Raw genomic sequence first — 26,446 nt, forward strand, 5'->3', positions numbered from 1 at the left:
TCACCATGGCATCCGCATTCCAGTACGCACCGGCGCCCGAGTCCCGCTCCGTCGTCGACATCGCCCCGTCGTACGGGCTCTTCATCGACGGCGAGTTCACCGAGGCCGCCGACGGCAAGGTCTTCAAGACCGTCAGCCCGAGCACCGAAGAGGTCCTCTCCGAGGTCGCCCAGGCCGGCACCGAGGACGTCGACCGCGCAGTGAAGGCCGCCCGCAAGGCCTTCGAGAAGTGGTCGGCGCTGCCCGGCTCCGAGCGCGCCAAATACCTGTTCCGCATCGCCCGGATCATCCAGGAGCGCTCCCGCGAGCTCGCCGTCCTGGAGACGCTGGACAACGGCAAGCCCATCAAGGAGACCCGCGACGCCGACCTCCCCCTGGTCGCCGCGCACTTCTTCTACTACGCGGGCTGGGCCGACAAGCTCGACCACGCCGGCTTCGGCGCGAACCCGCGGCCGCTGGGCGTGGCCGGCCAGGTCATCCCCTGGAACTTCCCGCTGCTGATGCTGGCCTGGAAGATCGCCCCGGCGCTCGCGACCGGCAACACGGTCGTCCTGAAGCCCGCGGAGACCACTCCCCTGTCCGCGTTGTTCTTCGCGGACATCTGCCGCCAGGCAGGCCTGCCCAAGGGTGTCGTCAACATCCTTCCGGGATACGGCGACACGGGTGCCGCCCTCGTCGAGCACCCCGACGTCAACAAGGTCGCCTTCACCGGTTCCACCGCCGTGGGCAAGGCGATCGCCCGCCAGGTCGCCGGGACCGGCAAGAAGGTCACCCTCGAACTCGGCGGCAAGGGCGCGAACATCGTCTTCGACGACGCCCCCATCGACCAGGCCGTCGAGGGCATCGTCAGCGGCATCTTCTTCAACCAGGGCCAGGTCTGCTGCGCCGGCTCCCGTCTGCTGGTCCAGGAGTCGATCCAGGACGAGCTGCTGGACTCGCTCAAGCGCCGCCTCTCGACGCTGCGCCTCGGTGACCCGCTCGACAAGAACACCGACATCGGCGCCATCAACTCCGCCGAGCAGCTCGCGCGCATCACCTCGCTCGTCGAGCAGGGCGAGGCCGAGGGCGCCGAGCGCTGGTCCCCGGCCTGTGAACTCCCCTCCTCCGGCTACTGGTTCGCCCCGACGCTCTTCACGAACGTCACCCAGGCGCACATCATCGCCCGCGACGAGATCTTCGGCCCGGTCCTTTCGGTCCTCACCTTCCGCACCCCGGACGAGGCGGTCGCCAAGGCCAACAACACCCAGTACGGCCTCTCGGCGGGCATCTGGACCGAGAAGGGCTCCCGGATCCTGGCCGTCGCGAGCAAGCTCCGCGCGGGCGTCGTCTGGTCCAACACGTTCAACAAGTTCGACCCGACCTCGCCGTTCGGCGGTTACAAGGAGTCGGGCTTCGGCCGCGAGGGCGGTCGTCACGGCCTGGAGGCGTACCTCGCCCCGTCGAGCCCGGAGGGCGAGCGATAAATGAGCGCAGTTGAGAAGTCCGGGCAGCAGCGTCTGAGTGTCTTCAAGACCTACAAGCTGTACGTGGGCGGGAAGTTCCCGCGTTCCGAGAGCGGCCGGGTGTACGAGGTGACGGACTCCAAGGGCAAGTGGCTGGCCAACGCGCCTCTTTCCTCCCGCAAGGACGCCCGTGACGCCGTGGTGGCGGCCCGCAAGGCGTTCGGCGGCTGGTCCGGCGCGACCGCCTACAACCGCGGCCAGATCCTCTACCGCATCGCGGAGATGCTGGAGGGCCGCAAGGAGCAGTTCGTGCGCGAGGTCGCGGACGCCGAGGGTCTGTCGAAGTCCAAGGCGGCCGCTGTCGTCGACGCCGCGATCGACCGCTGGGTCTGGTACGCGGGCTGGACCGACAAGATCGCCCAGGTGGTCGGGGGCGGCAACCCTGTCGCGGGCCCGTTCTTCAACCTGTCCACCCCGGAGCCGACGGGCGTGGTCGTCGTACTGGCCCCTCAGGAGTCCTCGTTCCTGGGCCTGGTCTCGGTGATCGCCCCGGTGATCGCGACCGGCAACACGGCGATCGTCATCGCCTCCGAGAAGTCCCCGCTCCCGGCACTGTCGCTGGGCGAGGTGCTGGCCACCTCCGATCTGCCCGGCGGCGTGGTCAACGTGCTCTCCGGCAGGACGGCGGAGATCGCCGCTCCCCTGGCCGCACACCAGGACGTCAACGCGATCGACCTCGCCGGCGCGGACGACGTACTCGCGAAGGAGCTGGAGATCGCGGCCGCGGACAACCTGAAGCGCGTTCTTCGTCCACAGCCTGTGGATTATTCGGGGACTCCCGGCATCGAGCGACTGACCGCCTTCCTGGAGACGAAGACGGTCTGGCACCCGACGGGTTCCCTGGGTGCCTCCGGATCGTCTTACTGAGGCGTACCGAGTCTCGGGGCCCCGATCCGTGTCCCCGGGGCCCCGTCAACGGGAGAGCCGCGCTTCCCCTCCGTCCAGGGGGAGCGCGGCTCTCTCATGTGCCGCTCAGTGCAGCAGGCCCGTCGCCTGCCCCAGCAGCGGGATGCTCCCCACCGACGGCGCCTGCGCCACCGGCCCCGTCAGGGCCTGCGAGGAGAGCGGTTTGAAGTCGGCGAGCTGGGTGCCCACCCCGTTGTCGAGCGGGTCGACCCCGGTGCCCGCCAGCGGATTGGGCTTGAGGCCCTGGACGGGGCCGGTGACGTAGCCGACCGTGCCGGTCAGGGCCGCGAGGCCGGCCTGCGGGTCGATGTTGCCCATCGAGGTGGGCCGGGTGCGCATGACGTCCACGACAGGGTCCGTGTCCGCGGCGGCCGGGCCGGCCGCGGCCGCACCGGCAGCGACCACGCCGACCGCGGCGGCGATGCGCGCGGTGGTGCGGGCCATGGTGGTCTGCTGGGCTGCGTGTCGCGCCATCAGGTTTCCTCTTCGAAGAGCAGAGAGCAACTGGATTGAAACGCAGAGTAGTTGACCCGGCTCCACTTCAGGGCGGTCCCAACGGCGGATTCGCCTGTGCGGGTCAACAGGCATATCAGCGCCAGTCCGCCGGGACGCCGGACCGACCGATATCCGCCGGGTCCGGGAGCGTGCCGAGTGGAGGGGATAATGTCCTGGACGCGTCCGCTGCGTGGCCGTACCCGGTCGATTCACAGAAGGTACAGAGAATTGGGTTCCCATCCCCCGATACCCACCCGCGTGGTGCTGCTCTGCGGCCCCTCCGGCTCTGGAAAGTCCCTTCTCGCGGCCGACTCCGGGCTCCCCGTGCTCCGCCTCGACGACTTCTACAAGGAGGGCACGGACCCGACGCTTCCGCAGGTGGAGGGCAGTGCGGACATCGACTGGGACCACCCGCTGTCCTGGGACGCGGACACGGCGGTCGCCGCGATCGAGGAACTGTGCCGTACGGGATGTACGACGATCCCCGTGTACGACATCTCGCTGAGCGCCCGCACCGGCACGGAGTCCCTGCGCATCGAGCGGACGCCGCTGTTCATCGCGGAGGGGATCTTCGCCGCCGAGATCGTCGAGCGCTGCCGGGAGCTGGGCGTACTGGCCGACGCGCTGTGTCTGTCGCGGGGCCCGGTCACCACGTTCCGCCGCCGCTTCCTGCGGGATCTCAAGGAGGGCCGCAAGTCGGTGCCCTTCCTGCTGCGCCGCGGCTGGCGTCTGATGCGCGCCGAGCGCTCCATCGTGGCCCGTCAGGCCGCCCTGGGCGCCCACCCCTGCGACAAGGACGAGGCCCTGGGCCGCCTGACCGCCGCGGCCGCCGGACGCCGCGCGACCCCGCGCCCGACGGCGGCGTAGCCACCGGCCCAGTTGTCCAACCGGCAGAAACCACAGGTTGCTGTCGGGGTCCCTGTTCTGCGACCTGACGACAGTTCAGAACCTGTTCGTCCAGGCCTCCGCCACCACCCGTAAGGAGCGGACGGCAAGGCGCGGAAAACGAAAAGAGGTCCAGGCGGACCCCCCGTCCGCCTGGACCTTTCTCATTCCCCCGTGCTCCCCCGTGGTCCCCCGTGACCCCGTTGGTTCCCCCCGGTACCGCTCCCCCGTACTACCTGTTACCTCTTGCTTCCCCTTGCTTCCCCTCAGACCTTCAGGCGACAAGCTCCCCGAAGGACTCCTCCTCGTCACGGCCGAAGCTGAGGACCTCGTCCTCGCGCATCCGGCGGAGCGACCGCCAGATGCTGGACTTCACCGTGCCGACACTGATGTCGAGGATCTCCGCGATCTCCGGGTCGGTGCGGCCCTCGTAGTAACGGAGGACCAGCATCGTGCGCTGGAGTTCGGGCAGCCGGGCGAGCGCCTGCCACAGCACGGCGCGCAGCTCGGTGCCGCGCATCGCGTCCGTGTCACCGGGCGTCTCCGGCAGTTCCTCGGTCGGGTACTCGTTCAGCTTGCGGCGGCGCCACGCGCTGATGTGCAGATTGGTCATGGTGCGGCGGAGGTAGCCCCCGACCGCGGCCTTGTCGCTGATCCGGTCCCAGGCCCTGTACGTCGAGAACAGCGCGCTCTGCAGAAGGTCCTCGGCCTCGAACCGGTCACCGGTGAGGTGGTAGGCGGTTGCGTACAGGGAGGCGCGGCGCTCCTGGACGTAGGCGGTGAACTCCGCCTCCGACACCGAGCGACGCTCCCCCGTGTCCTCCCCGTACGCGGCTCCCCCGTGAGCCTTCCCCCCGACCGTGCCCACAGCGGCTGCCGCCGTGGGGCTCTCCCCCGTGAACGCGTCAACCACCGTCATGTACGCGGTGTGCTGACGCCCGGTGCCGCGAGCGCACCCCCGCCCGCTCACGGCACCGGACTTCTCCGAGCCCCGGGTGACGTCGTGGAGCCGCGTGACAACTGCGCTAGAGCTGGTGCTGTGCAGCGTGTCCATCTCGCGCCCCCCGTCGTGGAGTCCCGGTTCTTCGGTTCGTTCGGCTGTGCTTCCTTGCTTGTGTCGAAAAGCTTGCCCGGGCCACTTCATGGCCGTGTCCGCCGACTGTCACAGACCTGTCACAGGGCCCATCCGCAGGCGCGTCACAGCCCGATCACAGAGAAGAGCGGTACGACTACGCAGATGACCACTCGGGGGCCCGCCGTCGCACAAGAGGGGCCCTCCTTCTGTACGGGAGATGGGTGGGAGCGCTCCAACGGTCGATACCCGGCCATGACATGGGCCAGAATGACGTTCGTGCCTTCCCTGTTGCTGATCGAGGACGACGACGCCATCCGTACGGCCCTGGAGCTCTCTTTGACGCGCCAGGGACACCGTGTGGCCACCGCTGCCACCGGCGAGGACGGTCTGAAGCTGCTGCGTGAACAGCGGCCCGACCTGATCGTGCTGGATGTGATGCTGCCCGGCATCGACGGATTCGAGGTGTGCCGGCGCATCCGGCGCACCGACCAGCTGCCGATCATTCTGCTGACCGCGCGCAGCGACGACATCGACGTCGTGGTCGGTCTGGAGTCCGGCGCCGACGACTATGTCGTCAAGCCCGTGCAGGGCCGGGTGCTCGACGCCCGGATCCGTGCCGTGCTGCGGCGTGGTGAGCGCGAGGCGAACGACTCGGCCACGTTCGGCTCGCTCGTCATCGACCGCGCCGCGATGACGGTCACCAAGAACGGCGAGGATCTGCAACTGACTCCCACCGAGCTGCGGTTGCTCCTCGAACTGAGCCGCCGCCCCGGGCAGGCGCTGTCCCGCCAGCAGCTGTTGCGTCTGGTGTGGGAGCACGACTACCTGGGCGATTCGCGGCTGGTGGACGCCTGCGTGCAGCGCCTGCGCGCGAAGGTCGAGGACGTGCCGTCCTCGCCCACCCTGATCCGTACCGTGCGTGGCGTCGGCTACCGGCTGGACAATCCTCAGTGACAAAACCGCAGGACGAGCTCCGCGGCTGGGCCGCGGCGCGCAAGGCGATCCTGTCCGGCCTGCGCTTCACCAGTCTGCGCCTGCGGCTGGTCGTGGTGTTCGGACTCGTCGCGCTCACGGCCGCCGTGTCGGCGTCGGGCATCGCGTACTGGCTCAACCGCGAGGCCGTGCTGACGCGCACGCAGGACGCGGTGCTGCGCGACTTCCAGCAGGAGATGCGCAACCACGCGAGCATGCTGCCGGTGCGCCCCGCGCAGGACGAACTCCAGCGCACGGCCGGGCAGATGGCGAACAGCAGCCAGCGCTTCAGCGTGCTGCTGGTCGCCCAGGACACGAACGGCAAGACCGTCGTCGGCAACTCCGAGCTGGACACCTTCACGCTGGAGGACGTACCCAAGTCCCTCCAGAAGGCGGTGAACAAGAAGCAGCCGCTGTCCTCGAACAACAAGTCCGCGTACCACCTCTACTGGCAGCGGATCACCGACCACGACAAGCCGTACCTCGTGGGCGGCGCGAAGGTGATCGGCGGCACCACCACCGGCTACATGCTCAAGTCACTGGAGCCCGAGGAGAAGGATCTCAACTCGCTGGCCTGGTCCCTGGGCATCGCCACGGGCCTGGCCCTGATCGGCTCGGCGCTGCTGGCCCAGGCCGCCGCGACCACGGTCCTCAAGCCGGTGCACCGCCTGGGCATCGCGGCCCGCCGCCTGGGCGAGGGTCAACTCGACACGCGACTGCGCGTGTCGGGCACGGACGAACTCGCCGACCTCTCCCGTACGTTCAACCACACGGCGGAGGCCCTCGAAAAACGCGTGGCCGACATGAGCGCCCGCGACGAGGCGTCCCGCCGCTTCGTGGCGGACATGTCCCACGAACTCCGCACGCCGCTCACCGCGATCACCGCCGTGACGGAGATCCTGGAAGAGGAACTGGACGCGGAGACCGGCAGCGTCGACCCGATGATCGAGCCGGCCGTACGTCTCGTCGTCAGCGAGACCCGGCGCCTCAACGATCTCGTCGAGAACCTGATGGAGGTCACCCGCTTCGACGCGGGCACCGCCCGGCTCGTCCTCGACGACGTGGACATCGCCGACCAGATCACCGCGTGCATCGACGCCCGCGCCTGGCTGGACGCGGTGGACCTGGACGCCGAGCGCGGCATCACCGCGCGCCTCGACCCGCGCCGACTCGACGTGATCCTGGCGAATCTGATCGGCAACGCGCTCAAGCACGGGGGTTCGCCGGTACGGGTGTCCGTGCGCGTGGAGGGCGAAGAGCTGGTCATCGAGGTCCAGGACCACGGTCCCGGCATCCCCGAGGACGTACTCCCGCACGTCTTCGACCGCTTCTACAAGGCGAGCGCTTCCCGCCCCCGTTCGGAAGGCAGCGGCCTGGGCCTCTCCATCGCCCTGGAGAACGCGCACATCCACGGCGGCGAGATCACCGCGGCGAACGCGCCCAAGGGGGGTGCGGTCTTCACGCTGCGCCTGCCGCAGGACGCGTCGGAACTTCTCACCGACGACCTCCGCGACGGGAATGGGAACGGGCACGCGAACGGGAACGGCCCCAGGAACGGACACGGGAGCGGGAACAGCACGGAGGACACCGCCGGATGACGACCGCACGACTCCTCCACCGCCGAGGCGCGGGCCGCGCACGATCCCTGCGCTCGCCGGGCGGACGCTTCGCACGGTTCCCTCGTCTCCGGGGCCTGCGGCCCTGGCTGGTCGTTCCGTTGCTCGCCGCGCTGCTGGCGGGCTGCGGCATCCGGTCCACTCAGGTCCCGACGGACTTCGGTCCGGCGCCGTCGCGGGTGCCCTGTGCGCTGTCCGGCCCGGACATCTCCACCCAGACCTCCCGGGGTGTGCCCGTCCAGGTCTTCCTCCTCTGCTCCAGGCAACTGGTCACGGTCGACCGGTCGGTCCGGATCCCGGACGGTACGGCGGAGGCGGCGCGGCGGGTCCTGGTGGCCCAGGGGCTCCTCGACGAGCTCGCCGAGACACCCTCCACGCCGGAGCGGCAGGCCGGGTACACGACGGACGTGCGCGGTGGAATGACGGTCAGTGGCCCCCGGGACAAGGATCCCGAGGACACGCTCCGGCTGAGCACCTCGCCGGAGAACCTCACGTCCTCCGCCCTGGCCCAGATCATCTGCACCTTCTCCGACTCGGCCGCGGCCCAGGACGACGGCTCCGTCATCCTCGGCGGTCCCGTCCCGTCCCCCCTTCGCAGCTACGAGTGCACCCCCGAGGTCCGCTCCGACCCCATCACCACGTCACCACCGTCCACGGCGGTCGAGGGGTCGTGACGTGGCGGGGCGTTGAGTTCTTCGCCCCCTCCGCCCCTGCCCGTCCCGTACCAGCCTTTCGGCTGCGGGCCGGTAGGGGCTTGTCGCGCAGTTCCCCGCGCCTTTTAGGGGCGCGGGGAACTGCGCGATCTTTTAGGGGGGTCTGGGGGCGCAGCCCCCAGGGACGATGGGGGTCCCCCCGCTCGAGCGAAGCCGAGAGTGGGGGAGGGCAGGGGCGGAGGGGGCGAAAACACTCCCCCAGGAACCGATCGTGCCGCACCCCGCGTCTTGGGGGGCGTGCAGCGTCAAGGTTCAGACGGCGGCAGCGCCGTGACCCGCGTCCGTGTGGCAGGAGGTGTCCTCCTCGTCGCACACCTCGCCCTCGTCGCCTGGATCACACTGCGCCCCCTGGACGTCCCCTGGGTGAGCGCCGCCAACCTGCGGCCCTTCGCCGGCATCAGAGCCGACCTGGCACTGGGCCCGGAGGTGGCGGCCCGCCGCATCGCGGAGGGCCTGGGCCTGCTCGCCCCGCTGGGCGTGCTGCTCCCGATGGCGGGCGGCAAGCTCGCCGTCTCCCCGCTCGGCTCCCTCATCCGCACGGTCGCCGCCGGAGCCCTGATCTCCCTGGGCATCGAGCTCCTGCAGACCGGCGTCCCCGGCCAGGTCGTGGACGTGGACTCCCTGCTGCTCAACACGGTCGGCGTGGCCCTCGCCCACCTCGCGATCGTGCCCGCCGCCAGGGCCAGGCTCCGCCGCCGGGCCGAGACCCGCCGCCGCGCGGCCCTCCCCCGGGAGGACATGGCTCAGGGTCGGACCCCGACGATTCCCAGGGTCGGGATCGCACCGTAGAGCGACGCTTGGCCCACTTCGTCCCCGTAGCGTTGAAGACATCGAAACCGGACACCCCGGCACTCAACGACGGTTCGCGAAGGAGCCACCATGACCGCCCTTGCCCGCCCCACCAACGGCCGCATGATCGGCGGAGTGTGCGCAGCGCTGGCACGGCGCTTCGGCACCTCCGCGACCACGATGCGCGTGATCTTCGTGCTCTCCTGCCTGCTCCCGGGCCCGCAGTTCCTGCTCTACATAGCGCTGTGGATCCTGTTCCCGTCCGAGGACAAGGCCGCCCGTACGGCCTGGTGAACCCAGCAGCCATCACACACGCGCCGGTGGGGCGCACCCAACCAGGGTGCGCCCCACCGGCGTTCGTACGAGCGGAAGGCCTCATCCCAGCGGGACCCCGTTCACCGGCAGACCGTGCGTGGGCAGCCCCTGCACCGGCAGCCCGCCGAGCAGCCCGGCCACGGGCGCGGCCGGCCCGTCGGCGAGCACCTTCGAGGCGGCGGGCCGGGCCGCGGCCAAGCCCCCGCCGAGCGCGCTCTGCCCCTGGGTGAGAGCCTCACCGGCCCCGGGCAGCGCCTTGGCGACGTTCTGCGCCGGCAGCGTCTGGGTGACGGTGTCCAGTGCCGAGGAGGCGTCGGGCACGACCGGTGCCGCGTTCGCGGCGCCCGCGCCGGCAGCGGCGAAGGCGGCACCGAGAGCGGCGACACCGAGGGTCTTGGCAGCAGACTGCTTCATTTTGAATGCGTCCTTGGATCCGTGAGACGGGGATGTGAGCGGTCCAAAACCGTAAACACGCAGAGCCAACCTCCGCAAACATCAAAAAGCGGCCGAGTCATGGAGAAGGAGTGAAGACCCGGCCGCTTTCCAACCCCTCCGATCAGGCTTGATCCCCCACAGACCCCCTGATGGAGGCGGTCTGCTGGAACAGCCATTCGGACTTCAGCTCGGCATATCCGGGCTTGATCACGTCATTGATCATCGCCAGCCGTTCATCGAAAGGAATGAATGCTGACTTCATAGCATTGACAGAGAACCACTGCATATCATCGAGCGTATAACCGAATGCCTCGACAAGGTGCTCGAATTCCCGGCTCATACTGGTGCCCGACATAAGTCGATTGTCCGTATTCACGGTCGCCCGGAAATGCAGCCGCCGCAGCAGTCCGATCGGATGGTCGGTGTACGAGTCGGCCGCGCCGGTCTGGAGATTGGAGCTCGGGCACAGCTCCAACGGGATGCGCTTGTCGCGCACGTACGAGGCCAGGCGGCCGAGCTCCACGGAGCCGTCCTCGTGGACGTGGATGTCGTCGATGATGCGCACGCCGTGGCCGAGCCGGTCGGCGCCGCACCACTGCAGCGCCTGCCAGATCGACGGGAGCCCGAAGGCTTCACCGGCGTGGATGGTGAAGTGGTTGTTCTCCCGCTTGAGGTACTCGAAGGCGTCGAGGTGCCGAGTGGGCGGATAGCCGGCCTCGGCGCCGGCGATGTCGAAGCCGACGACACCCAAGTCCCGGTAGCGGTTCGCCAGTTCGGCGATCTCCAGGGCGCGGGCCGCGTGCCGCATGGCGGTCAGCAGGGCACCCACCCTGATCCGGTGCCCGTTCTCCCGGGCGATCCGCTCGCCCTCCCGGAAGCCCTCGTTGACCGCCTCGACGACCTCTTCGAGAGTGAGCCCGGCCTCCAGGTGCTGCTCGGGCGCGTACCGGACCTCGGCGTAGACGACACCGTCCTCGGCGAGGTCCTCGGCGCACTCGGCGGCGACCCGGACGAGGGCGTCGCGGGTCTGCATGACGGCGCAGGTGTGGGCGAAGGTCTCCAGGTAGCGCTCCAGGGAACCGGAGTCGGCGGCCTCGCGGAACCAGATGCCGAGCTTGTCGGGATCGGTCTCGGGGAGGTTGGAGATGGGGGCACCGCCCACGCCGCCAGGGCTGCGGGGGGCCATTTCCTGGGCGAGTTCGACGATCGTCCCGGGGCGCAGGCCCCCGTCGAGGTGATCGTGCAGCAGGACCTTGGGCGCCCGGCGGATCTGTTCCGAGCTCGGGGTGTTCTGGATCTGGCTCGTCATTTTCGCACTGTACGCCCTACGCGCGTAGATCTGCTGTTGTACGAATCCGTCGATACGTAACGGTGACCGTGCGGACGGGTGGCGTACACCGTTGCTTCTGACACTGTTCTGTCATGGCACAGCAAGCGACGCCGGTTCGCAGGGCCCGGCTGGGCAGGGCGCTCGGCCCGGAGCCGACGGCGGTCAGCGGAGTGGTTCTGCTGCTCCCGGGCGGCGAGGAGACCTCCGCCCGCAGACCGTCCCCCATGATGGCCACCGCCTCCGTACGCGCGTTGGGACGCCGCCTCACCCGCGCGGGACGCGCGGAGGGCCTGGTCACCCACGTGGTGCACTACCGCTTTCGCGGCTGGAACGGCAGCGAGGCGCATCTGGCGCGCGACGCGTCCTGGGCCGCCGACGAGATCGTGCGCCGCTACGGAGACGTCCCCGTGTGCCTGGCCGGCGTGGACATGGGCGGCCGCGCGGCACTGCGGGCCGGCGGGCACACGGCCGTCAACTCCGTGCTGGCGCTCGCCCCTTGGCTGCCCGAGGAGGATGTGGCGGCGCCCCCCGAGCCGGTGAAGCAGCTGGCCGGGCGCCGTGTGCTGATCGTGCACGGCACGAACGACGAGCGCACCGACCCGGAGCTGTCCTTCCGGCTCGCGGCACGCGCCAAGAAGGCCAACCGCGACATCTGCCGCTTCGAGGTCCACTCCGACGGGCACGCGCTGCATCAGTACCGGTCGGAAGTGCTGGCGCTGGCGGAGAACTTCGTGATGGGGGCGCTGTTCGGCCGGACTTTGTCCCGCCCGCTCGAGGATGCGCTGGCGGCGCCGCCGCCGCTCGGGCTGCGAATGCCGCTCGCCTCCGGCTTCGGGAAGGCTCTGCGTCACTAGGCCGTGTGTTGTCCGCGGGTTGCCGTGGGCTGGCCGCGCCCACCGGCGGAGCCGCATGTGTCACAGCCCCGCGCCCCTGAAGACAGGGGCGGTGCCGACGCCCTCAGTCGGGGAGCAGACGTCCCCTCCTCGACAGCAGGAACTTCTTGAAGGCGGCCACCGGTGGGGTGTCGGGGTGGCCGTCCATCCAGGCCACCCCGATTTCGCGTACCGCGCGGGGGGCGGTGACGGTCAGCTCCACAACCCCCGGGCGGGGTACGGCAGGTGGTGGCAGCAGGGCAACCCCGAGCCCCGCGGCCACGAGGCCCCGCAGTGTTTCCGCCTCCTCGCCCTCGAAGGCGATGCGCGGTTTGAAGCCCGCCTCCTTGCAGAGGTCGTCGGTGATACGGCGCATGCCGTAGCCGGATTCCAGGGTCACGAAGGTCTCGTCGGCGGCCTCGGCGAGGCGGATGCGTTTGCGGGCGGCGAGGCGGTGGTCGGCCGGCACGACCAGCCGGAGTTTCTGCTCGTCGAGGCGGCGTCCCACCAGGTCGGGCGCGTCCGGCACGGGCGAGGTGAGGCACAGGTCCAACTCGCCCGAACGCAGCCCCTCCAGCATCGCCTCGCCGTAGTTCTGGACGAGGCTGAAGCGGACGCGGGGATGGTCGGCGCGGAACGCGCGGATCAGGCCCGGCACCGTCTCGGACCCCATGGTGTGCAGGAAGCCGAAGGCGACCTTGCCGGTGGCCGGGTCGGCGTCGGCGCGCACCTCGTCGGCGGCGCGCTCGATCTCGGCGAGTGCCCGCTCGACGGAGCCGAGGAACGTACGCCCCGCGGCCGTGAGGGAGACGGTCCGTCCCCTGCGCGCGAACAGGTCGACGCCCAGGTCCTGTTCGAGCCGGACCATGGCCCGCGACAGGGTCGACTGCGGGACCTGCATCTCCTGCGCCGCCCGGGTGACGTGCTCGGTGCGGGCGACCCCGGCGAAGTACGCGAGGCGTGGGGCGAGCAACCTCGACATGCCCGCGCTGTCTTCTGTGTCACTGTACGGTGACAGGTGAGCTTCTGACCTCTGCTGATGCACCATGGGAACGATTATGGAGTTTCCATGCATTGGACGGATGAGTGGCGGGTCCTTAGGTTCGAAGCATGCCTTCCGCCAGTACCGGGGCGTCCACCACCGTGGACGCCGCCACCGCCGCCTCTGCCCCTTCCGCGCCGTCCGCGCCTTCGTCCGTCGACTCCCGTATGGCCCCGGGCGGGCCCGGCTACCGGCGGATGAGCTTCGCCCTCTTCCTCGCGGGTGTCGCGACCTTCGCGCTCCTCTACTCCACGCAGGCCCTCCTCCCGCTCGTCTCCACGGACTTCGGGGTCACCGCGAGCGAGGCGAGCTGGACGGTGTCGGCCGCGACGGGCGCGCTGGCGCTCTTCGTGCTCCCCATGAGCGCGCTGTCGGAGCGTTTCGGACGGCGTACGTTGATGACGGCATCACTGGCGGTTGCGGTGACGGTCGGACTGCTGGTCCCCTTCGCCCCTTCGATCGGCGCGCTGGTGGTGCTGCGGGCAGTGCAGGGCGCTGCCCTCGCCGGACTTCCGGCGTCGGCGACGGCGTACCTGGCCGAGGAGGTCCGCCCCAGGGCCCTGATCACGGCAATCGGCCTCTTCGTGGCGGGCAACAGTGTCGGCGGGATGAGCGGTCGGGTCATCACCGGCTGGGTGGCTCAGGAGTGGGGCTGGCGGGTGGCCGTCGGCACGATCGGGATCATCGCGGTGGCGTGCGCGGTCGCCTTCCGGCTGCTGCTCCCGGCGCCTCGGCACTTCACTCCGGGATCGCTGCGGCCGCGCGTCCTGGCGCGCACGGTCCGCGACCACCTCGCGAACCCGCTCCTGTGCCGGCTGTACGCGATCGGCGCGCTGTTCATGATGGTCTTCGGCGGGGTCTACACGGTCATCGGCTACCGCCTCACCGACGCCCCCTTCTCCCTCCCCCAGGGCATCATCGGCTCGATCTTCCTGGTCTACCTGGTCGGTACGGTGTCGGCGTCCACGGCGGGCAAGCTCGTCGGACGGCTGGGCCGCCGCGGCTCGCTCTACCTGGCGGGCGGCACGGCGGCCTCCGGTCTGCTGCTGTCCCTGGCCGACTCGCTTCCGCTCGTGCTGCTCGGTCTGGTCCTGATCACCGCGGGCTTCTTCGCGGGGCACGCCGTGGCATCTTCTTCGGTGAGCCACACCGCGGTGCGTGGCCGGGCCCAGGCCTCGGCCCTCTACCAGTCCGCCTACTACATCGGCTCCAGTGCCGGCAGCACGCTGGGGGCCGTCGCCTTTCACGCGGGTGGCTGGGCCGGCACGGTGACCCTCGGTCTGCTCGCCGTCCTCGGCGTCGTGACCATCACGGTCTTCGGCTCCCACGCGGCCCGCGCCCAGACCCGCCGGAAGCCGGCCCTGGCCCACTGAAGACGTCACCAGGGGGCGGAGCCCCAGACGCCGCCAAATCCGCGCAGTTCCCCGCGCCCCTGAAACGGGCGCGGGGAACTGCGCAACGGGGTCTGCGGCGGAGCCCCGGGTACGGGACGGGTAGGGGCGGCGGGCGTGCCGAAACCCCCAGCGCCCCCCTTCCGACCTGCACCTTTCCCCACTCCGCACGCCATTGTCAGTGGGCTGCGGTAGCTTCCGAAGTGCTGGCGCAACGACGCGCGGGACGGAACACAGCCACAGGGGTGGGTTGGCTATGAGCAGCGACGGTACGGCGACGACGACAGACCTGGACGTCCGGCTGGAGAAGCACCGGGCCGAGCTGACCGGTTACTGCTACCGGATGCTCGGCTCCTCCTTCGAGGCCGAGGACGCGGTGCAGGACACGATGGTCCGCGCCTGGCGCAGCTACGACAAGTTCGAGGGCCGCTCCTCGATGCGGTCATGGCTGTACCGGATCGCGACGAACGTGTGCCTCGACATGCTGAACGCGGGCAACAAGAGGGCTCGCCCCATGGATCTCACCGCCCCCTCGCCGCTGGCCCAGGCGGCGCTCACTCCCCGCCCGGACAACACCTGGCTGGAGCCGATGCCCGACGCCCGCGTCCTGCCGACGGTCACCGACCCGGCCGAGGCGGCGGTCGCGAAGGAGTCGGTGCGCCTCGCCTTCATGGCGGCCCTGCAGCAACTGCCGCCGAAGCAGCGGGCGGTGCTCATCCTGCGCGAGGTCCTCGCCTGGAAGGCGAGCGAGGTCGCCGAGCTGCTCGGCACCTCCGTGGCATCGGTCAACAGCGCGCTGCAGCGGGCCCGCGCCACCCTCGCCGAGAGCGACGGCGCCGGCGCGGAGGCCGCCACGTCGGACCCGCTCGACGAGGAGCAGCAGAAGCTCCTGGAGCGCTATGTCGCCGCGTTCGAGGGGTACGACATGACGGCGCTGACGGCGCTGCTCCACGAGGACGCGATCATGACGATGCCTCCGTTCGACCTGTGGCTGCGCGGCACGGACGACATCACCGGCTTCATGACGACGCTGGGCGCCGCGTGCGCGGGCTCCCGCCTGGTGCCGGTCGAGGTCAACGGCCTGCCGGGCTTCGCCCAGTACAAGCCGGATCCGGAAGCGGGGGGCTACACGCCCTGGGCGGTGCAGGCGCTGGAGATCTCAAAGGGGCGGATCACCGGGTTCCACTGCTTCCTGGACACCGCCCGTTGGTTCCCGCTCTTCGGGCTCCCCCTCCGACTCGATGGAGCCGGCGGAGTCGATGGCGTCGATGGCGTCGAAGCGGAGGCCGACCAGGTCCAGTAGGGCGCGCAGGGCAGGGTCCGGGTTCCTCAGTCGGATCCGCCCGCCGGCCCGCCGCGCGGTCAGCTCCAGTCTCGCCAGTACGTCGACGGTGGCGAGGCCGGGCGGGCCCAGCCCCGCGACATCGCAGACCACGACCCCGGCCCCGGTCGTCTCCAGCTGCGCCCGTACGTCGTCACAGAGCCGCGGCACCTCGTCACGGGTGACGGGTCCGGGCAGCACAAGTACGGCGGGTGTCGTGGCGTCCACAGTCGGTAGACCGGCCGGGAGCCGAGAACTCATCGCCGGACATGCCGAACGGGACCGATGGGCGTGCGCAGGTCCACCGATCCCGTCCGCCCCAGGGAGGCCGTGTCCATCTGCGGCCTCCTGCCGCGGGGCTGGGTCAGGCGATCCGGTCCAGCACGATCGGGGTCGGCGCGAAGTCCGTGCCCGCGGCCGCGATGTCGTACGAACCCTCGACCGCCTGGAGCGCGTACTCGAAGCGTTCCGGGGTGTCCGTGTGGAGGGTGAGGAGGGGCTGGCCCGCCGTCACCGTGTCGCCCGGCTTGGCGTGCAGTTCGACGCCCGCGCCGGCCTGCACCGGGTCCTCCTTGCGGGCGCGTCCGGCGCCGAGGCGCCAGGCGGCGATGCCGATGTCGTACGCGTCGAGGCGGGTCAGGACACCCGAGGCCGGGGCGTTCACCACGTGCCGCTCGCGCGCGACGGGCAGCTCGGCGTCCGGGTCGCCGCCCTGCGCGGCGATCATGCGGCGCCAGACGTCCATCGCGGAGCCGTCGGCCAGCGCCTTCGCCGGGTCGGCGTCCTTGATGCCGGCCGCGTCGAGCATCTCGCGGGCCAGCGCGATGGTGAGGTCGACGACGTCCGAGGGGCCACCGCCCGCGAGGACCTCGACCGACTCGCGGACCTCCAGGGCGTTGCCCGCGGTCAGACCGAGCGGCGTCGACATGTCCGTCAGGAGCGCGACCGTCTTCACGCCGTGATCCGTGCCCAGGCCCACCATCGTGGAGGCGAGTTCCCGCGCGTCCTCGATGGTCTTCATGAAGGCGCCGGTGCCGACCTTCACGTCCAGGACCAGCGAGCCCGTGCCCTCGGCGATCTTCTTGGACATGATCGAGGAGGCGATCAGGGGGATCGCCTCGACCGTGCCGGTGACATCGCGGAGCGCGTAGAGCTTCTTGTCGGCGGGGGCGAGGCCGTCACCGGCCGCGCAGATCACCGCGCCCGTGGTGTCGAGGACGTGCAGCATCTCCTCGTTGGAGAGCAGCGCACGCCAGCCCGGGATCGACTCCAGCTTGTCCAGCGTGCCGCCGGTGTGGCCGAGGCCGCGCCCGGACAGCTGCGGGACGGCGGCGCCGCAGGCGGCCACGAGGGGCGCGAGCGGCAGCGTGATCTTGTCGCCCACGCCACCGGTGGAGTGCTTGTCCGCGGTCGGGCGGGACAGGGACGAGAAGTTCATGCGCTCGCCCGAGGCGATCATCGCGGCGGTCCAGCGGGCGATCTCACGGCGGTTCATGCCGTTGAGCAGGATCGCCATGTTGAGGGCGGCCATCTGGTAGTCGGCGACCTCGCCGCGGGTGTACGCGTCGATGACCCAGTCGATCTGCGCGTCGCTGAGCTCGGCGCGGTCCCGCTTGGTGCGGATGACGGAGACGGCGTCCATGGCCATGGCGTTCCTTCCGAAAGATGAGCGGCCCCTCCCAGGGATCAGTCGATCAGGAGGGGCCGCGGGGCGTTACTTGGTGAGATGGTCCGGCCCGAAGGCCTGCGGCAGCATCTCGGAGAGCGGCAGGATTCCGGCCGGGGTCTCCAGGAGCAGGTCGGGCCCGCCGAACTCGAACAGCAGCTGGCGGCAGCGCCCGCAGGGGACGAGGATCTCGCCCCGCCCGTCGACGCAGGTGAAGTGCGTCAGCCGGCCGCCCCCGGTGTTCTGCAGCTGGGAGACCAGACCGCACTCGGCGCACAGGCTGATCCCGTACGAGGCGTTCTCGACGTTGCAGCCGGAGACGATCCGGCCGTCGTCGACGAGGGCCGCGACGCCGACCCGGTAGCCCGAGTACGGAGCGTACGCGCGGGACATGGCAGCGCGTGCCACCTCCCGCAGCTCCTCCCAGTCGATCGTCGCGGAGACCGCGTCGGCGGACGTCACTTGCCCTGTCCCTTCCGGTACGGCATGCCGTCCGCCTTCGGCATGCGCAGGCGCTGCGCCGAAAGCGAGAGGACGAGCAGGGTGATGACGTACGGCGTGGCCGAGACGATCTGGTTCGGGACCTCGTCGGTGAGGGAGTACCAGAGGAACACGAGTACGCCGACGGCCAGGGTGATCACCGAGGTCACGTACTTCTTCTTGATCACCAGCCAGATCGCACCGATGACGAGCAGGATGGCGCCGAGCAGCAGCAGCGCGTGGACGTTCTCGGAACCGCCGCGCAGGTTGAGGCTGTCGGTGTAGCCGAACAGGCCCGCGCCCAGGGCGAGTCCGCCCGGCATCCAGTTGCCGAAGATCATCGCGGCGAGACCGATGTAGCCGCGGCCACTGGTCTGGCCCTCCAGGTAGAAGGGGTTGGCGACGATCGACAGGAAGACACCGCCGAGGCCGGCCAGGCCACCGGAGATGATCACAGCCAGGTACTTGTACTTGTAGACGTTGACGCCGAGCGACTCGGCCGCGATCGGGTTCTCGCCGCAGGACCGCAGGCGCAGGCCGAAGGGCGTACGCCAGAGGATCCACCAGGTGGCGGGGATCAGCGCGACGGCGATCAGGGTCAGCCAGGAGACGTTGGTGACCAGTCCGCCGAGCAGGCCCGCGATGTCCGAGAGGAAGAACCAGCCCTTGGAGTTGAGGGTGCTGAGCCAGTCGGAGAGTCCTGGCACCGTGAAGTGGCCGAGGGACTCGACCGGCGGGGACTGCTTGGCCGAGCCGCCCTCGACGCCCTCGAAGGCGAGGGGGGCGAGGTAGCGGGTGGCGCCCAGCGCCAGGATGTTGATGGCCACACCGGAGACGATGTGGTTGACATTGAAGGTGACCGTGATGATCGCGTGCAGCAGGCCGCCGATCGCGCCACCGATGATGCCGATCAGGACGCCGGTCCACGGGCCCCACTGATAGCCGGCCCAGGCACCGAACCAGGTGCCGAGGATCATCATGCCTTCGAGGCCGATGTTGACGACGCCCGAGCGCTCCGCCCAGAGGCCACCGAGACCGGCCAGGCCGATCGGGACGGCCAGCTGGAGCGCGGTCGACATCTGACTGACGTTGGTGATGCCGTCGGCGCCCGTGATGATGCGGACGATCGAGGTCAGCGCCAGGCCGCCCGCGATGACCAGCAGGAGGACGGGGAGCGACAGCCGGCGGCTGCCGGGTGCCGCGGGCTGCAGCGTGGGCTGGTTGACGTCGGTTGCGGTGGTCATCGGCCAGCCACCTCCTTCTCGGTGTTGTTGGCGGCGCCGAGGACGTGGCCCGCGGCGAGTTCCGCGCCGACGCGGCGCTGCTGACGGCGCAGACCCCACTCGCGCACGGCCTCGTACGAGACGACGACCGCGATCACGATCAGGCCCTGCATGATGACCGCGATTTCCTTGTCGTAGCCATGGAAGTCGAGCTCGGGCGACGCCTTGTCCAGCCAGGCCCACAGCAGCGCCGCGAAGGCGATGCCCACCGGGCTGTTGCGGCCGAGCAGCGCGATACCGATGCCGAGGAAGCCGATGCCGGTCGGGAAGTTCAGGCTGTAGGTGTGCGTGTCGCCCAGCAGGATCGGCAGGCCCGCGAGGCCGGCCATGCCGCCGGAGACCAGCATGGCGGTCAGCACCATGCGCTTGGGGTCCACACCGCTGGCCGAGGCCGCGCTCTCCGAGGCGCCCGAGGCACGCAGGTCGAAGCCGAAGCGGGTGCGGTTGAGGACGATCCAGTAGCCGATGCCGAGCAGCGCCGCCAGGATCACGAGGCCGTAGATCTCGCCGGCCTCGCCCATGTTGAAGCCGGGCACCCAGCCGGACTTGTGCAACTCGCCGGTGGTGTTGTTGTTGCCGAGCTTGACGCCGAAGACGCTGGGCAGCCACAGGTAGGCGATGACAGAGGTCGCGATCGCGTTGAGCATGATCGTCGCGACGACCTCGCTGACGCCGCGGGTGACCTTGAGGACACCGGCGATGCCGGCCCAGAACGCGCCGGTGAAGACCGCGGTCAGGATCAGCAGTGGGACCTGGAGCGCCGCGGGCAGCGCGACGTGGGCGCCGACGATCGCGGCCATCATGGCGGCGAGCTGGTACTGCCCGTCCACACCGATGTTGAACAGGTTCATCCGGAAGCCGATGGCCACCGCGAGCGCCGCGATGTAGTACAGCGAGGCCTGATTGATGATCAGGACCTGGATGTCGGAGAACGTGGCCTGCTCGAACATGATCGTGTACGGCTCGATCGGGTTCTTGCCCGATGCGATCAGCACGACCGAGGTCAGCGCCACGGCCACGACGAGCGCGATGACCGGCCCGGCCACCGCGAGGAGCAGGCGCTCCTTGTCGAACTTCTTCATCAGCGGGCCTCGTCTTCCGGGGCGTCTGCCGGGGTTTCGGCGTGCTCTTCGAGCTCCGCCTGTGCTGCGAGCTCTTCGTTCTCGAGATGTCCGGAGGCGGCGCCGGTCATGGCCGAGCCGAGCTCCTCCGGGGTGATGGTGGCCGGGTCGGCGTCCGCGACGAGTTTGCCGTTGTAGATCACCCGGAGCGTGTCGGAGAGGCCGATCAGCTCGTCCAGGTCGGCGGAGATCAGCAGCACGGCGAGGCCCTCGCGGCGCGCCCCGCGGATCTGGTCCCAGATCTGCGCCTGTGCGCCGACGTCCACACCGCGGGTGGGGTGGGCGGCGATCAGGAACTTCGGCTTGTGGCTCATCTCGCGGCCGACGATCAGCTTCTGCTGGTTGCCGCCGGACAGAGAGGCGGCCGTGACGTCGATGCCGGGCGTGCGGACGTCGTACTCCTTGACGATCCGCTTCGTGTCCTCCTGGGCGCCCTTGATGTCGAGCCAGACGCCCTTCGCGTTGGGCTTCTCGGTGACATGGCCGAGGATGCGGTTCTCCCAGAGCGGGGCTTCCAGGAGGAGGCCGTGCCGGTGGCGGTCCTCGGGGATGTAGCCGATGCCCTGCTCGCGGCGCTTGCGGGTGGCCCAGCCGGTGATGTCCTCACCGAGGAAGGAGACGGAGCCGGAGTCGGCGCGCTTGAGGCCGATCAGCGCGTCGATGAGCTCGGTCTGACCGTTGCCCTCGACGCCGGCGATGCCCATGACCTCGCCCGCGTGGATGGTGAAGGTGACGTCGTCGAGGACGCGCTTCACCGCGTCGGCGGTCTCGGCCTTGTCCTCCGCGACCAGGCCGCTGTCCGGCGTCGGCTCGGCGAGTTCACCGAGGGAGGCGCCGCCGCTGGCGAAGGCCGTGAGGCCCTTGACCTCGATGACCGGCTTGTCCGTGACGGTGGACTCGGCGGTCTCCGGGGTGGGCAGCTCGCTGCCCACCATCAGCTCGGCGAGCTGGCGGGGCGTCGTCTCGGAGGGGACTGCGGTGCCGACCGTCGTACCGCGGCGGATGACCGTGATGTCATCGGCGACCGACAGGACCTCGCCCAGCTTGTGCGAGATGAAGATGACGGACAGACCCTCGGACCTGAGCTCGCGCAGGTTGTCGAAGAGTGCGTCGACCTCCTGCGGTACGAGTACCGCGGTGGGCTCGTCCAGGATGAGGATGCGGGCGCCGCGGTAGAGGACCTTGAGGATCTCCACACGCTGGCGGGCGGCGACACCGAGGTTCTCGACCAGGACGTCGGGGCGGACGCCGAGGCCATAGCGCTCGGAGATCTCCATGATCTTGCGGCGGGCCTTGGCGCCGATGCCGTACAGCTTCTCGCTGCCCAGGACGACGTTCTCCAGGACGGTGAGGTTGTCGGCCAGCATGAAGTGCTGGTGGACCATGCCGATACCGCGCACGATGGCGTCGGCGGGCGACGAGAAGGTGACCTGCTCGCCGTCGACGGCGATGGTGCCCTCGTCCGGCTTCTGCATGCCGTAGAGGATCTTCATCAGCGTCGACTTGCCGGCACCGTTCTCGCCGACGAGGGCGTGGACCGTGCCCTTGCGGACGCTGAGGTGGATGTCGTGGTTGGCCACGACGCCAGGGAATCGTTTGGTGATCCCGGCGAGTTCGACAGCGGTCACCTGACCGTTGACCGCGCCGGCCGGAGGGCTGCTGGACGCGTTGATGGCGCACTCTCCTGAGGGAAAGGGGGTCGTCTACGCGCGTAGCGCCCCTACGGCAACGAAGGGGGCCACGCGCCGCGAGAACGGGATACGGGGAGCCAGACTCCTCGTATCCCGTTGAGCGGACGTAACCCCGCGGTTACCAAGCGGCGCCGAGGCCGAACAGACGCGCTCCCGTGCCGTACGGCAGGGGGATGTGCCTGAACTTCCTCGGGACCGCATGGCTGCTCCTGAGGTCTTGCTCGTCAGCTGGTCTTGACCTTGATCTCGCCGCTGATGATCTTCTCCTGGGCCGCTTTGACGGCGTCCTGGATCGCGGTGTTGCTCTTGAACTCCGGGTTGGAATCGGCCAAGCCGACCTCACCGGTCTTCAGATCGCCCCGTACGATACCGCTCTCCGGCTTGCCGTCCTCGACCGACTTCGCAAGGTTGTACACCGCACTCGCGACGTTCTTGGTCGCGGAGGTCAGGATCGCGTCCTTGTACTTGCTCAGGGCTCCCTGCTTGTACTGGTCGGAGTCGACACCGATCGCCAGCACCTTGTTGGCGGAGGCGGCCTCGATGACGCCCTGACCGGACAGACCGGCCGCCGCGTAGACGACGTCGGCCTTCTTCTCGATCTGGCCCTCGGCGGCCGTCTTGCCCTTGTCGGGGCTGGAGAAGCCACCCTCCTGGGCAGTCTGCGTGAGGTACTGCGACAGGACCTTGACGCCCGGCTTGGTGTCCTTGACGCCCTGCTCGAAGCCCGCCTCGAACTTGTGAATCAGCGGAACGTCCACGCCGCCCACGAAGCCGACCGTGTTGGTCTTGGTGGCCTTGGCGGCGGTGACGCCGGCGAGGTAGGAGGCCTCCTGCTCGGAGAAGACCAGGTCCGCGACGTTCTTCGCCGTGACGGTGGAGTCGTCGACTATGCCGAAGGTGGTGTCGGGGTACTTCGCCGCGGCGGCCTTGACGGCCGGGCCGTAGGCGTAACCGATGCCGACGACCGGGTTGTAGCCCTGCTTGGCCAGCGAGACCAGGCGCTGCTCCTTGTCGGCGTCGGTCTCGCCGTCGGTGGGCTCGAGGTCGGCGGTGTCGTACTTGAACTCCGCCTTCGCCTTCTTCAGGCCCTCGTACGCGGCGTCGTTGAAGGACTGGTCGCCCTTGCCGCCGACGTCGTAGGCAATGGCGAGACCCTTGTCGCCCTTCGCCTCCGACGAGCTGGAGGAGGTCGAGGTGCCGCCACAGGCGGAGATAACGAGGGCGAGAGAGGCGGTCGCAGCGCCTGCGAGCGCGATGCGGGGAACCCGGCGCATGTGTTGTGCTCCTGTCGTACAAGCGCCTGACGGTACGGCTTCGGCGCTGGCTTCGCCGCAGATTAACGCGCGTAGACCAACTAGAAAACCCCTTCTGTCCACCTTGTTATCCGGCTGTGCCCGACGCCACTTGCAGGCGAGGCGAAGGCTTGCCGACCGCAAAGGAGCTGTGGCGGTGGGTGACCTGCGCAGGGGACACGAGAGCGGGCGGGCACCGTGGGTGCCCGCCCGCTCTGTGTAACTTCGACCACATTCGCCCGTTCCGGCGGAGACGAGCCTCAGCCCGCCCTTGCGGTCACTACTCGGTCTTGACCTTGATGGAGCCGTCGATGATGCCCGCCTTGGCCTTGGCCACGGCGTCGGTGAGGCCGGAGATCTCCGCCATCTTCGGGTTGCTGTCGGCGAGACCGACGCCGTCCACCTTCAGGTCGAAGGTCTGCGTACCGGTCAGCGGCTTGCCGTCCTTGACGGACTTGGCGAGCGAGTACACCGCGCCGCCGACGTCCTTGAGCGCGGAGGTCAGGATGTAGTCCTTGTACTTGGCCAGGGCTGCCTGCTTGTACTGGTCGGAGTCGACGCCGATCGCCCACACCTTCGCCTTGGCGGCGGCCTCGATCACACCCTGGCCGGACAGGCCGGCCGCCTGGTAGACGACGTCCGCCTTCTTCTCGATCTGGCCCTCGGCGGCGGCCTTGCCCTTGTCGGGGCTGGAGAAGCCACCCTCCTGGGCAGTCTGCGTGAGGTACTGCGACAGCACCTTGACGCCCGGCTTGGTGTCCTGGACACCCTGCTTGTAGCCCGCCTCGAACTTGTGGATCAGCGGGATGTCCACACCGCCCACGAAACCGACCGTGTTGGACTTGGTGGCCTTGGCGGCGGCGACACCGGCGAGGTAGGAGGACTCCTGCTCGGCGAAGACCAGGGACGCCACGTTGTCGCCCGCGACGACCGAGTCCACGATGCCGAAGCTGGTCTTCGGGTACTTCTTGGCCACCGCCTCCAGGGCGGGACCGTAGGCGAACCCGATGCCGATGACGGGGTTGTAGCCCTGCTTGGCCAGCGACGCGAGGCGCTGCTCCTTGTCGGCGTCGGTCTCGCCGTCGGTGGGCTCGAGGTCGGCGGTGTCGTACTTGAACTCCGCCTTCGCCTTCTTCAGGCCCTCGTACGCGGCGTCGTTGAAGGACTGGTCGCCCTTGCCACCGACGTCATAGGCAATGGCGAGACCCTTGCCACTCTTGCTGCTGTCGCTGCTGCTGTTGCCGCTGTCGTTACTGGTGCCGCCACAGGCCGTGGCTGCGAGCGCGAGCGACGCGACCCCCACCGCGACGCGGGTCAGGCTGGATATCCGACGCATCTGAAGTTCCCCATTCTCCAAAACCCCGCAGTGGGTGCTGGGTTCGGCGCACATTAACGCGCGTAGACCGTCCAGGGAACGGGGTATCGCGTGGCCGTTATCCATTCGTGCCGATGGCTGGTTACGTCCTTGTGAACCACGGGACCGAAAGGCGCATGTGGGGATGCAACACCCAGCACGGCCGTCACGCTTCGCGTTCGGAAGCAACAGCCTGCGTGACGAAGCGAGTGGCCGCGGATGGCTGCGCCCCACGCTACTGCGCAGGGGTTGGGGGCGCGACCGGAGTCGCCGGCCGCGCCCGTCTTCCTCACGCCCCGGAATCCAGCAGCGCCGCCGCCGTGAACAGCTCAACTCCGACCGTGATGGCCGACTCGTCCGCGTCGAAGTCGCCCCGGTGCAGGTCACGCGCGGTGCGGTCGCCCGGCGTACGGACGCCGAGGCGGGCCATCGCGCCGGGCACATGCTCCAGGTACCAGGAGAAGTCCTCGCCGCCGAGGCTCTGTTCGGTGTCCTCGATGGAGTGCGCCCCGCGCCGGGCGGTCATGGCGTCGCGGAGGAGTTCCGTGACGGCCGGGTCGTTGACGACCGGCGGGACGCCCCGGATGTAGTTGATCTCGGACTTGGCGCGGTACAGGTTCGCGATCTCGTCGATGGCCGCGTGCACCAGGTCGGGCGCGGCCCGCCAGGCGTCGAGATCCAGGCAGCGCACGGTCCCGGAGAGTTCGGCGTGCTGCGGGATGACATTGCAGGCGTGGCCGGACTCGATCCGTCCCCAGGTCACGGCGAAGCCGCTGCGGGCGTCGACCCGCCGGGCGACGAGAGCCGGTACGTCGGTCACGACGCGGGCGGCGGCGGTGACGAGGTCGGTGGTGAGGTGGGGGCGCGCAGTATGACCGCCCGCGCCGTCGAGCGAGACTTCGAGCCGGTCGCAGGCCGAGGTGATGGCGCCGTGCCGCAGACCGATGCGCCCCGCGTCCACTCTCGGGTCGCAGTGCACGCCGATGATCTGCCCGACGCCGTCGAGTACGCCCGACTCGATCGCGTCCGGGGCGCCACCGGGCAGCACCTCCTCCGCGGGCTGGAAGATCAGCCGCACCGGCCGGGGCAGTCGCCCCTCGCGGTGCAGCTCGGCGAGGACGAGCCCGGCGCCGAGGACGACCGTGGTGTGCACGTCGTGACCGCAGGCGTGAGCGCGGTCGGGCACGGTCGACCGGTACGCGCACTCGGTCTTCGTGTCCGGAATGGGCAGCGCGTCGATGTCGGCGCGCAGCGCGAGCATGGGCCGTACGCCGTCCCAGTAACCGATGTCACAGATGAGGCCGGTCCCGGTGTCGAGGACGCGCGGCTTCAGGCCCGCCTGCTCCAGGCGGGCCTTCAGCGCCGCCGTGGTGCGGAACTCCTGGTTGCCGAGCTCCGGGTGCATGTGCAAGTCGCGGCGGAACGCGACGAGTTCGGCGCGCAGTGCCTCGGGCAGCGCGCCGGGGAGCTGCGGTTCCCCGGGGAGATCGGCCTCGGACTCTCGGGACATCGGTTGGTTCACCCTCTGAAGGGTAAGGCGATCGGGCGGCCAACTGACCCACGATCAACAAAAGTTCAACCCGTTAGGGGAAGAAAATCTGGCCGCACGGCGCATAGGTTTCTGCGGGGACGGGTACACTCGCCCGGCTTCCGGGCTATTGGATCTTGAACCAGCCCGGTCGGGCATCCCATGATCCGAATCCGCCGGGGGTTACCCACGGACTCCCTTCGGGAAACACCCGGAGTGCCCGAGCCCATTCCCGTACCCCACAGTCCCACAGATCTCGCTCCGCGGATTCCGGAAGCGTCACCACCACGCGGCGCTTTCGACACGGACCGTGCACACCGGGCCGGCGCCGGGCAGCCTGCGGGCGCGGATGCGGCGAGGACCAGATCCCCT

The 26,446-nt window shown here is 69.7% G+C and carries 24 protein-coding genes and 1 pseudogene; 11 read left to right on the plus strand and 14 right to left on the minus strand.

The window, feature by feature from the left end; all coding sequences use genetic code 11:
* Window positions 1–5 precede the first annotated feature (5 nt).
* On the plus strand, window positions 6–1,463 hold the full coding sequence (locus tag ACZ4RZ_RS02710; RefSeq protein ID WP_467741315.1) for an aldehyde dehydrogenase family protein: 1,458 nt from the start codon (window positions 6–8) through the stop codon (window positions 1,461–1,463).
* A complete protein-coding gene (locus ACZ4RZ_RS02715) occupies window positions 1,464–2,369 on the plus strand; it encodes an aldehyde dehydrogenase family protein (RefSeq protein ID WP_467741317.1) in 906 nt (301 codons plus the stop codon). It abuts the gene before it with no gap.
* A gap of 105 nt (window positions 2,370–2,474) precedes the next feature.
* On the opposite strand, the gene ACZ4RZ_RS02720 is transcribed toward ACZ4RZ_RS02715, so the two are convergent.
* On the minus strand, window positions 2,475–2,882 hold the full coding sequence (locus ACZ4RZ_RS02720) for a hypothetical protein (RefSeq protein WP_467741319.1): 408 nt from the start codon (window positions 2,880–2,882) through the stop codon (window positions 2,475–2,477).
* A 249-nt stretch (window positions 2,883–3,131) separates the two neighbouring features.
* On the opposite strand from ACZ4RZ_RS02720, the gene ACZ4RZ_RS02725 reads away from it, so the two are divergent.
* Window positions 3,132–3,770, plus strand: a complete 639-nt coding sequence (locus ACZ4RZ_RS02725) for a uridine kinase family protein (protein ID WP_467741321.1) — start codon at window positions 3,132–3,134, stop codon at window positions 3,768–3,770.
* Between the two features lie 292 nt (window positions 3,771–4,062).
* Here ACZ4RZ_RS02725 and ACZ4RZ_RS02730 read toward each other — a convergent pair whose 3' ends face one another.
* The gene (locus tag ACZ4RZ_RS02730; protein WP_467741323.1) at window positions 4,063–4,842 is read right to left on the minus strand and encodes a SigE family RNA polymerase sigma factor; all 780 of its coding nucleotides are present in this window, start codon (window positions 4,840–4,842) and stop codon (window positions 4,063–4,065) included.
* 297 nt (window positions 4,843–5,139) lie between these two features.
* Here ACZ4RZ_RS02730 and afsQ1 point away from each other — a divergent pair, with 297 nt between their 5' ends.
* The 5 genes from afsQ1 to ACZ4RZ_RS02755 all read left to right on the plus strand — a co-directional run bounded on the left by afsQ1 (window position 5,140) and on the right by ACZ4RZ_RS02755 (window position 9,247).
* Window positions 5,140–5,817, plus strand: coding sequence for a two-component system response regulator AfsQ1 (afsQ1, locus tag ACZ4RZ_RS02735; protein WP_099505496.1), 678 nt, complete (start codon window positions 5,140–5,142; stop codon window positions 5,815–5,817).
* On the plus strand, window positions 5,814–7,433 hold the full coding sequence (locus ACZ4RZ_RS02740; protein ID WP_467741325.1) for an ATP-binding protein: 1,620 nt from the start codon (window positions 5,814–5,816) through the stop codon (window positions 7,431–7,433). The genes afsQ1 and ACZ4RZ_RS02740 overlap by 4 nt, the downstream gene beginning before the upstream one ends.
* Complete coding sequence (locus tag ACZ4RZ_RS02745) at window positions 7,430–8,125, plus strand: hypothetical protein (RefSeq protein ID WP_467741327.1); 696 nt, start codon at window positions 7,430–7,432, stop codon at window positions 8,123–8,125. The genes ACZ4RZ_RS02740 and ACZ4RZ_RS02745 overlap by 4 nt, the downstream gene beginning before the upstream one ends.
* A 276-nt stretch (window positions 8,126–8,401) precedes the next feature.
* Window positions 8,402–8,953: a VanZ family protein gene (locus ACZ4RZ_RS02750; protein WP_467741329.1), complete on the plus strand. Its 552-nt coding sequence runs from the start codon at window positions 8,402–8,404 to the stop codon at window positions 8,951–8,953.
* A 90-nt stretch (window positions 8,954–9,043) separates the two neighbouring features.
* Window positions 9,044–9,247, plus strand: a complete 204-nt coding sequence (locus ACZ4RZ_RS02755; RefSeq protein WP_189191672.1) for a PspC domain-containing protein — start codon at window positions 9,044–9,046, stop codon at window positions 9,245–9,247.
* Between the two features lie 81 nt (window positions 9,248–9,328).
* Here ACZ4RZ_RS02755 and ACZ4RZ_RS02760 read toward each other — a convergent pair whose 3' ends face one another.
* Both ACZ4RZ_RS02760 and ACZ4RZ_RS02765 read right to left on the minus strand, forming a co-directional pair.
* Window positions 9,329–9,682 carry an ATP-binding protein gene (locus ACZ4RZ_RS02760; protein WP_467741331.1) on the minus strand — a complete coding sequence of 118 codons (354 nt, stop codon included), beginning with the start codon at window positions 9,680–9,682 and terminating at the stop codon, window positions 9,329–9,331.
* 142 nt (window positions 9,683–9,824) lie between these two features.
* Complete coding sequence (locus tag ACZ4RZ_RS02765) at window positions 9,825–11,012, minus strand: adenosine deaminase (RefSeq protein WP_467741333.1); 1,188 nt, start codon at window positions 11,010–11,012, stop codon at window positions 9,825–9,827.
* A 113-nt stretch (window positions 11,013–11,125) separates the two neighbouring features.
* Here ACZ4RZ_RS02765 and ACZ4RZ_RS02770 point away from each other — a divergent pair, with 113 nt between their 5' ends.
* Window positions 11,126–11,887 (plus strand): alpha/beta hydrolase, encoded by a 762-nt coding sequence (locus ACZ4RZ_RS02770; protein WP_467741335.1) that lies wholly within the window; start codon window positions 11,126–11,128, stop codon window positions 11,885–11,887.
* A gap of 103 nt (window positions 11,888–11,990) precedes the next feature.
* Here the strand turns inward: ACZ4RZ_RS02770 and ACZ4RZ_RS02775 are convergent, their stop codons facing one another.
* Window positions 11,991–12,953, minus strand: coding sequence for a LysR family transcriptional regulator (locus ACZ4RZ_RS02775; protein ID WP_467741337.1), 963 nt, complete (start codon window positions 12,951–12,953; stop codon window positions 11,991–11,993).
* A gap of 62 nt (window positions 12,954–13,015) precedes the next feature.
* On the opposite strand from ACZ4RZ_RS02775, the gene ACZ4RZ_RS02780 reads away from it, so the two are divergent.
* Together ACZ4RZ_RS02780 and ACZ4RZ_RS02785 are read left to right on the plus strand one after the other, a co-directional pair.
* Window positions 13,016–14,320, plus strand: coding sequence for an MFS transporter (locus ACZ4RZ_RS02780; protein WP_467741339.1), 1,305 nt, complete (start codon window positions 13,016–13,018; stop codon window positions 14,318–14,320).
* 274 nt (window positions 14,321–14,594) lie between these two features.
* A complete protein-coding gene (locus tag ACZ4RZ_RS02785; RefSeq protein ID WP_467741341.1) occupies window positions 14,595–15,641 on the plus strand; it encodes a sigma-70 family RNA polymerase sigma factor in 1,047 nt (348 codons plus the stop codon).
* Between the two features lie 39 nt (window positions 15,642–15,680).
* Here the strand turns inward: ACZ4RZ_RS02785 and ACZ4RZ_RS02790 are convergent.
* From ACZ4RZ_RS02790 to ACZ4RZ_RS02830, 9 genes and pseudogenes are all read right to left on the minus strand, one after another.
* Window positions 15,681–15,920 (minus strand): annotated as a pseudogene (locus ACZ4RZ_RS02790) (STAS domain-containing protein); the annotation flags it as partial.
* Window positions 15,921–16,023: 103 nt separating this feature from the next.
* Entirely contained in the window at window positions 16,024–17,307 is a 1,284-nt protein-coding gene (locus ACZ4RZ_RS02795) for a thymidine phosphorylase (protein ID WP_467741342.1), read from the minus strand.
* A 66-nt stretch (window positions 17,308–17,373) separates the two neighbouring features.
* On the minus strand, window positions 17,374–17,787 hold the full coding sequence (locus ACZ4RZ_RS02800) for a cytidine deaminase (protein WP_467741343.1): 414 nt from the start codon (window positions 17,785–17,787) through the stop codon (window positions 17,374–17,376).
* Window positions 17,784–19,049 carry an ABC transporter permease gene (locus tag ACZ4RZ_RS02805; protein ID WP_467741345.1) on the minus strand — a complete coding sequence of 422 codons (1,266 nt, stop codon included), beginning with the start codon at window positions 19,047–19,049 and terminating at the stop codon, window positions 17,784–17,786. The genes ACZ4RZ_RS02800 and ACZ4RZ_RS02805 overlap by 4 nt, the downstream gene beginning before the upstream one ends.
* A complete protein-coding gene (locus ACZ4RZ_RS02810; protein WP_467741346.1) occupies window positions 19,046–20,170 on the minus strand; it encodes an ABC transporter permease in 1,125 nt (374 codons plus the stop codon). The genes ACZ4RZ_RS02805 and ACZ4RZ_RS02810 overlap by 4 nt, the downstream gene beginning before the upstream one ends.
* Window positions 20,170–21,837, minus strand: a complete 1,668-nt coding sequence (locus ACZ4RZ_RS02815; RefSeq protein WP_467741348.1) for an ABC transporter ATP-binding protein — start codon at window positions 21,835–21,837, stop codon at window positions 20,170–20,172. The genes ACZ4RZ_RS02810 and ACZ4RZ_RS02815 overlap by 1 nt, the downstream gene beginning before the upstream one ends.
* A 287-nt stretch (window positions 21,838–22,124) precedes the next feature.
* A complete protein-coding gene (locus ACZ4RZ_RS02820) occupies window positions 22,125–23,174 on the minus strand; it encodes a BMP family lipoprotein (RefSeq protein WP_467741350.1) in 1,050 nt (349 codons plus the stop codon).
* Between the two features lie 298 nt (window positions 23,175–23,472).
* Window positions 23,473–24,528: a BMP family lipoprotein gene (locus ACZ4RZ_RS02825; protein ID WP_467741352.1), complete on the minus strand. Its 1,056-nt coding sequence runs from the start codon at window positions 24,526–24,528 to the stop codon at window positions 23,473–23,475.
* 307 nt (window positions 24,529–24,835) lie between these two features.
* The gene (locus ACZ4RZ_RS02830; protein WP_467741354.1) at window positions 24,836–26,056 is read right to left on the minus strand and encodes a M20 family metallopeptidase; all 1,221 of its coding nucleotides are present in this window, start codon (window positions 26,054–26,056) and stop codon (window positions 24,836–24,838) included.
* Between the last annotated feature and the right edge of the window lie 390 nt (window positions 26,057–26,446).

It is taken from the genome of Streptomyces sp. NPDC027189 (assembly GCF_055566975.1).

Coding starts and splice junctions, on each gene's coding strand:
- ACZ4RZ_RS02770 (WP_467741335.1), top strand. CDS start 11,126: ATGGCACAGCAAGCGACGCCGGTTCGCAGGGCCCGGCTGGGCAGGGCG.
- ACZ4RZ_RS02745 (WP_467741327.1), top strand. CDS start 7,430: ATGACGACCGCACGACTCCTCCACCGCCGAGGCGCGGGCCGCGCACGA.
- ACZ4RZ_RS02830 (WP_467741354.1), bottom strand. CDS start 26,056: ATGTCCCGAGAGTCCGAGGCCGATCTCCCCGGGGAACCGCAGCTCCCC.
- ACZ4RZ_RS02730 (WP_467741323.1), bottom strand. CDS start 4,842: ATGGACACGCTGCACAGCACCAGCTCTAGCGCAGTTGTCACGCGGCTC.
- ACZ4RZ_RS02755 (WP_189191672.1), top strand. CDS start 9,044: ATGACCGCCCTTGCCCGCCCCACCAACGGCCGCATGATCGGCGGAGTG.
- ACZ4RZ_RS02775 (WP_467741337.1), bottom strand. CDS start 12,953: ATGGTGCATCAGCAGAGGTCAGAAGCTCACCTGTCACCGTACAGTGAC.
- ACZ4RZ_RS02795 (WP_467741342.1), bottom strand. CDS start 17,307: ATGGCCATGGACGCCGTCTCCGTCATCCGCACCAAGCGGGACCGCGCC.
- ACZ4RZ_RS02805 (WP_467741345.1), bottom strand. CDS start 19,049: ATGACCACCGCAACCGACGTCAACCAGCCCACGCTGCAGCCCGCGGCA.
- ACZ4RZ_RS02710 (WP_467741315.1), top strand. CDS start 6: ATGGCATCCGCATTCCAGTACGCACCGGCGCCCGAGTCCCGCTCCGTC.
- ACZ4RZ_RS02785 (WP_467741341.1), top strand. CDS start 14,595: ATGAGCAGCGACGGTACGGCGACGACGACAGACCTGGACGTCCGGCTG.
- ACZ4RZ_RS02810 (WP_467741346.1), bottom strand. CDS start 20,170: ATGAAGAAGTTCGACAAGGAGCGCCTGCTCCTCGCGGTGGCCGGGCCG.
- ACZ4RZ_RS02715 (WP_467741317.1), top strand. CDS start 1,464: ATGAGCGCAGTTGAGAAGTCCGGGCAGCAGCGTCTGAGTGTCTTCAAG.
- ACZ4RZ_RS02765 (WP_467741333.1), bottom strand. CDS start 11,012: ATGACGAGCCAGATCCAGAACACCCCGAGCTCGGAACAGATCCGCCGG.
- ACZ4RZ_RS02760 (WP_467741331.1), bottom strand. CDS start 9,682: ATGAAGCAGTCTGCTGCCAAGACCCTCGGTGTCGCCGCTCTCGGTGCC.
- ACZ4RZ_RS02780 (WP_467741339.1), top strand. CDS start 13,016: ATGCCTTCCGCCAGTACCGGGGCGTCCACCACCGTGGACGCCGCCACC.
- ACZ4RZ_RS02820 (WP_467741350.1), bottom strand. CDS start 23,174: ATGCGCCGGGTTCCCCGCATCGCGCTCGCAGGCGCTGCGACCGCCTCT.
- ACZ4RZ_RS02720 (WP_467741319.1), bottom strand. CDS start 2,882: ATGGCGCGACACGCAGCCCAGCAGACCACCATGGCCCGCACCACCGCG.
- ACZ4RZ_RS02825 (WP_467741352.1), bottom strand. CDS start 24,528: ATGCGTCGGATATCCAGCCTGACCCGCGTCGCGGTGGGGGTCGCGTCG.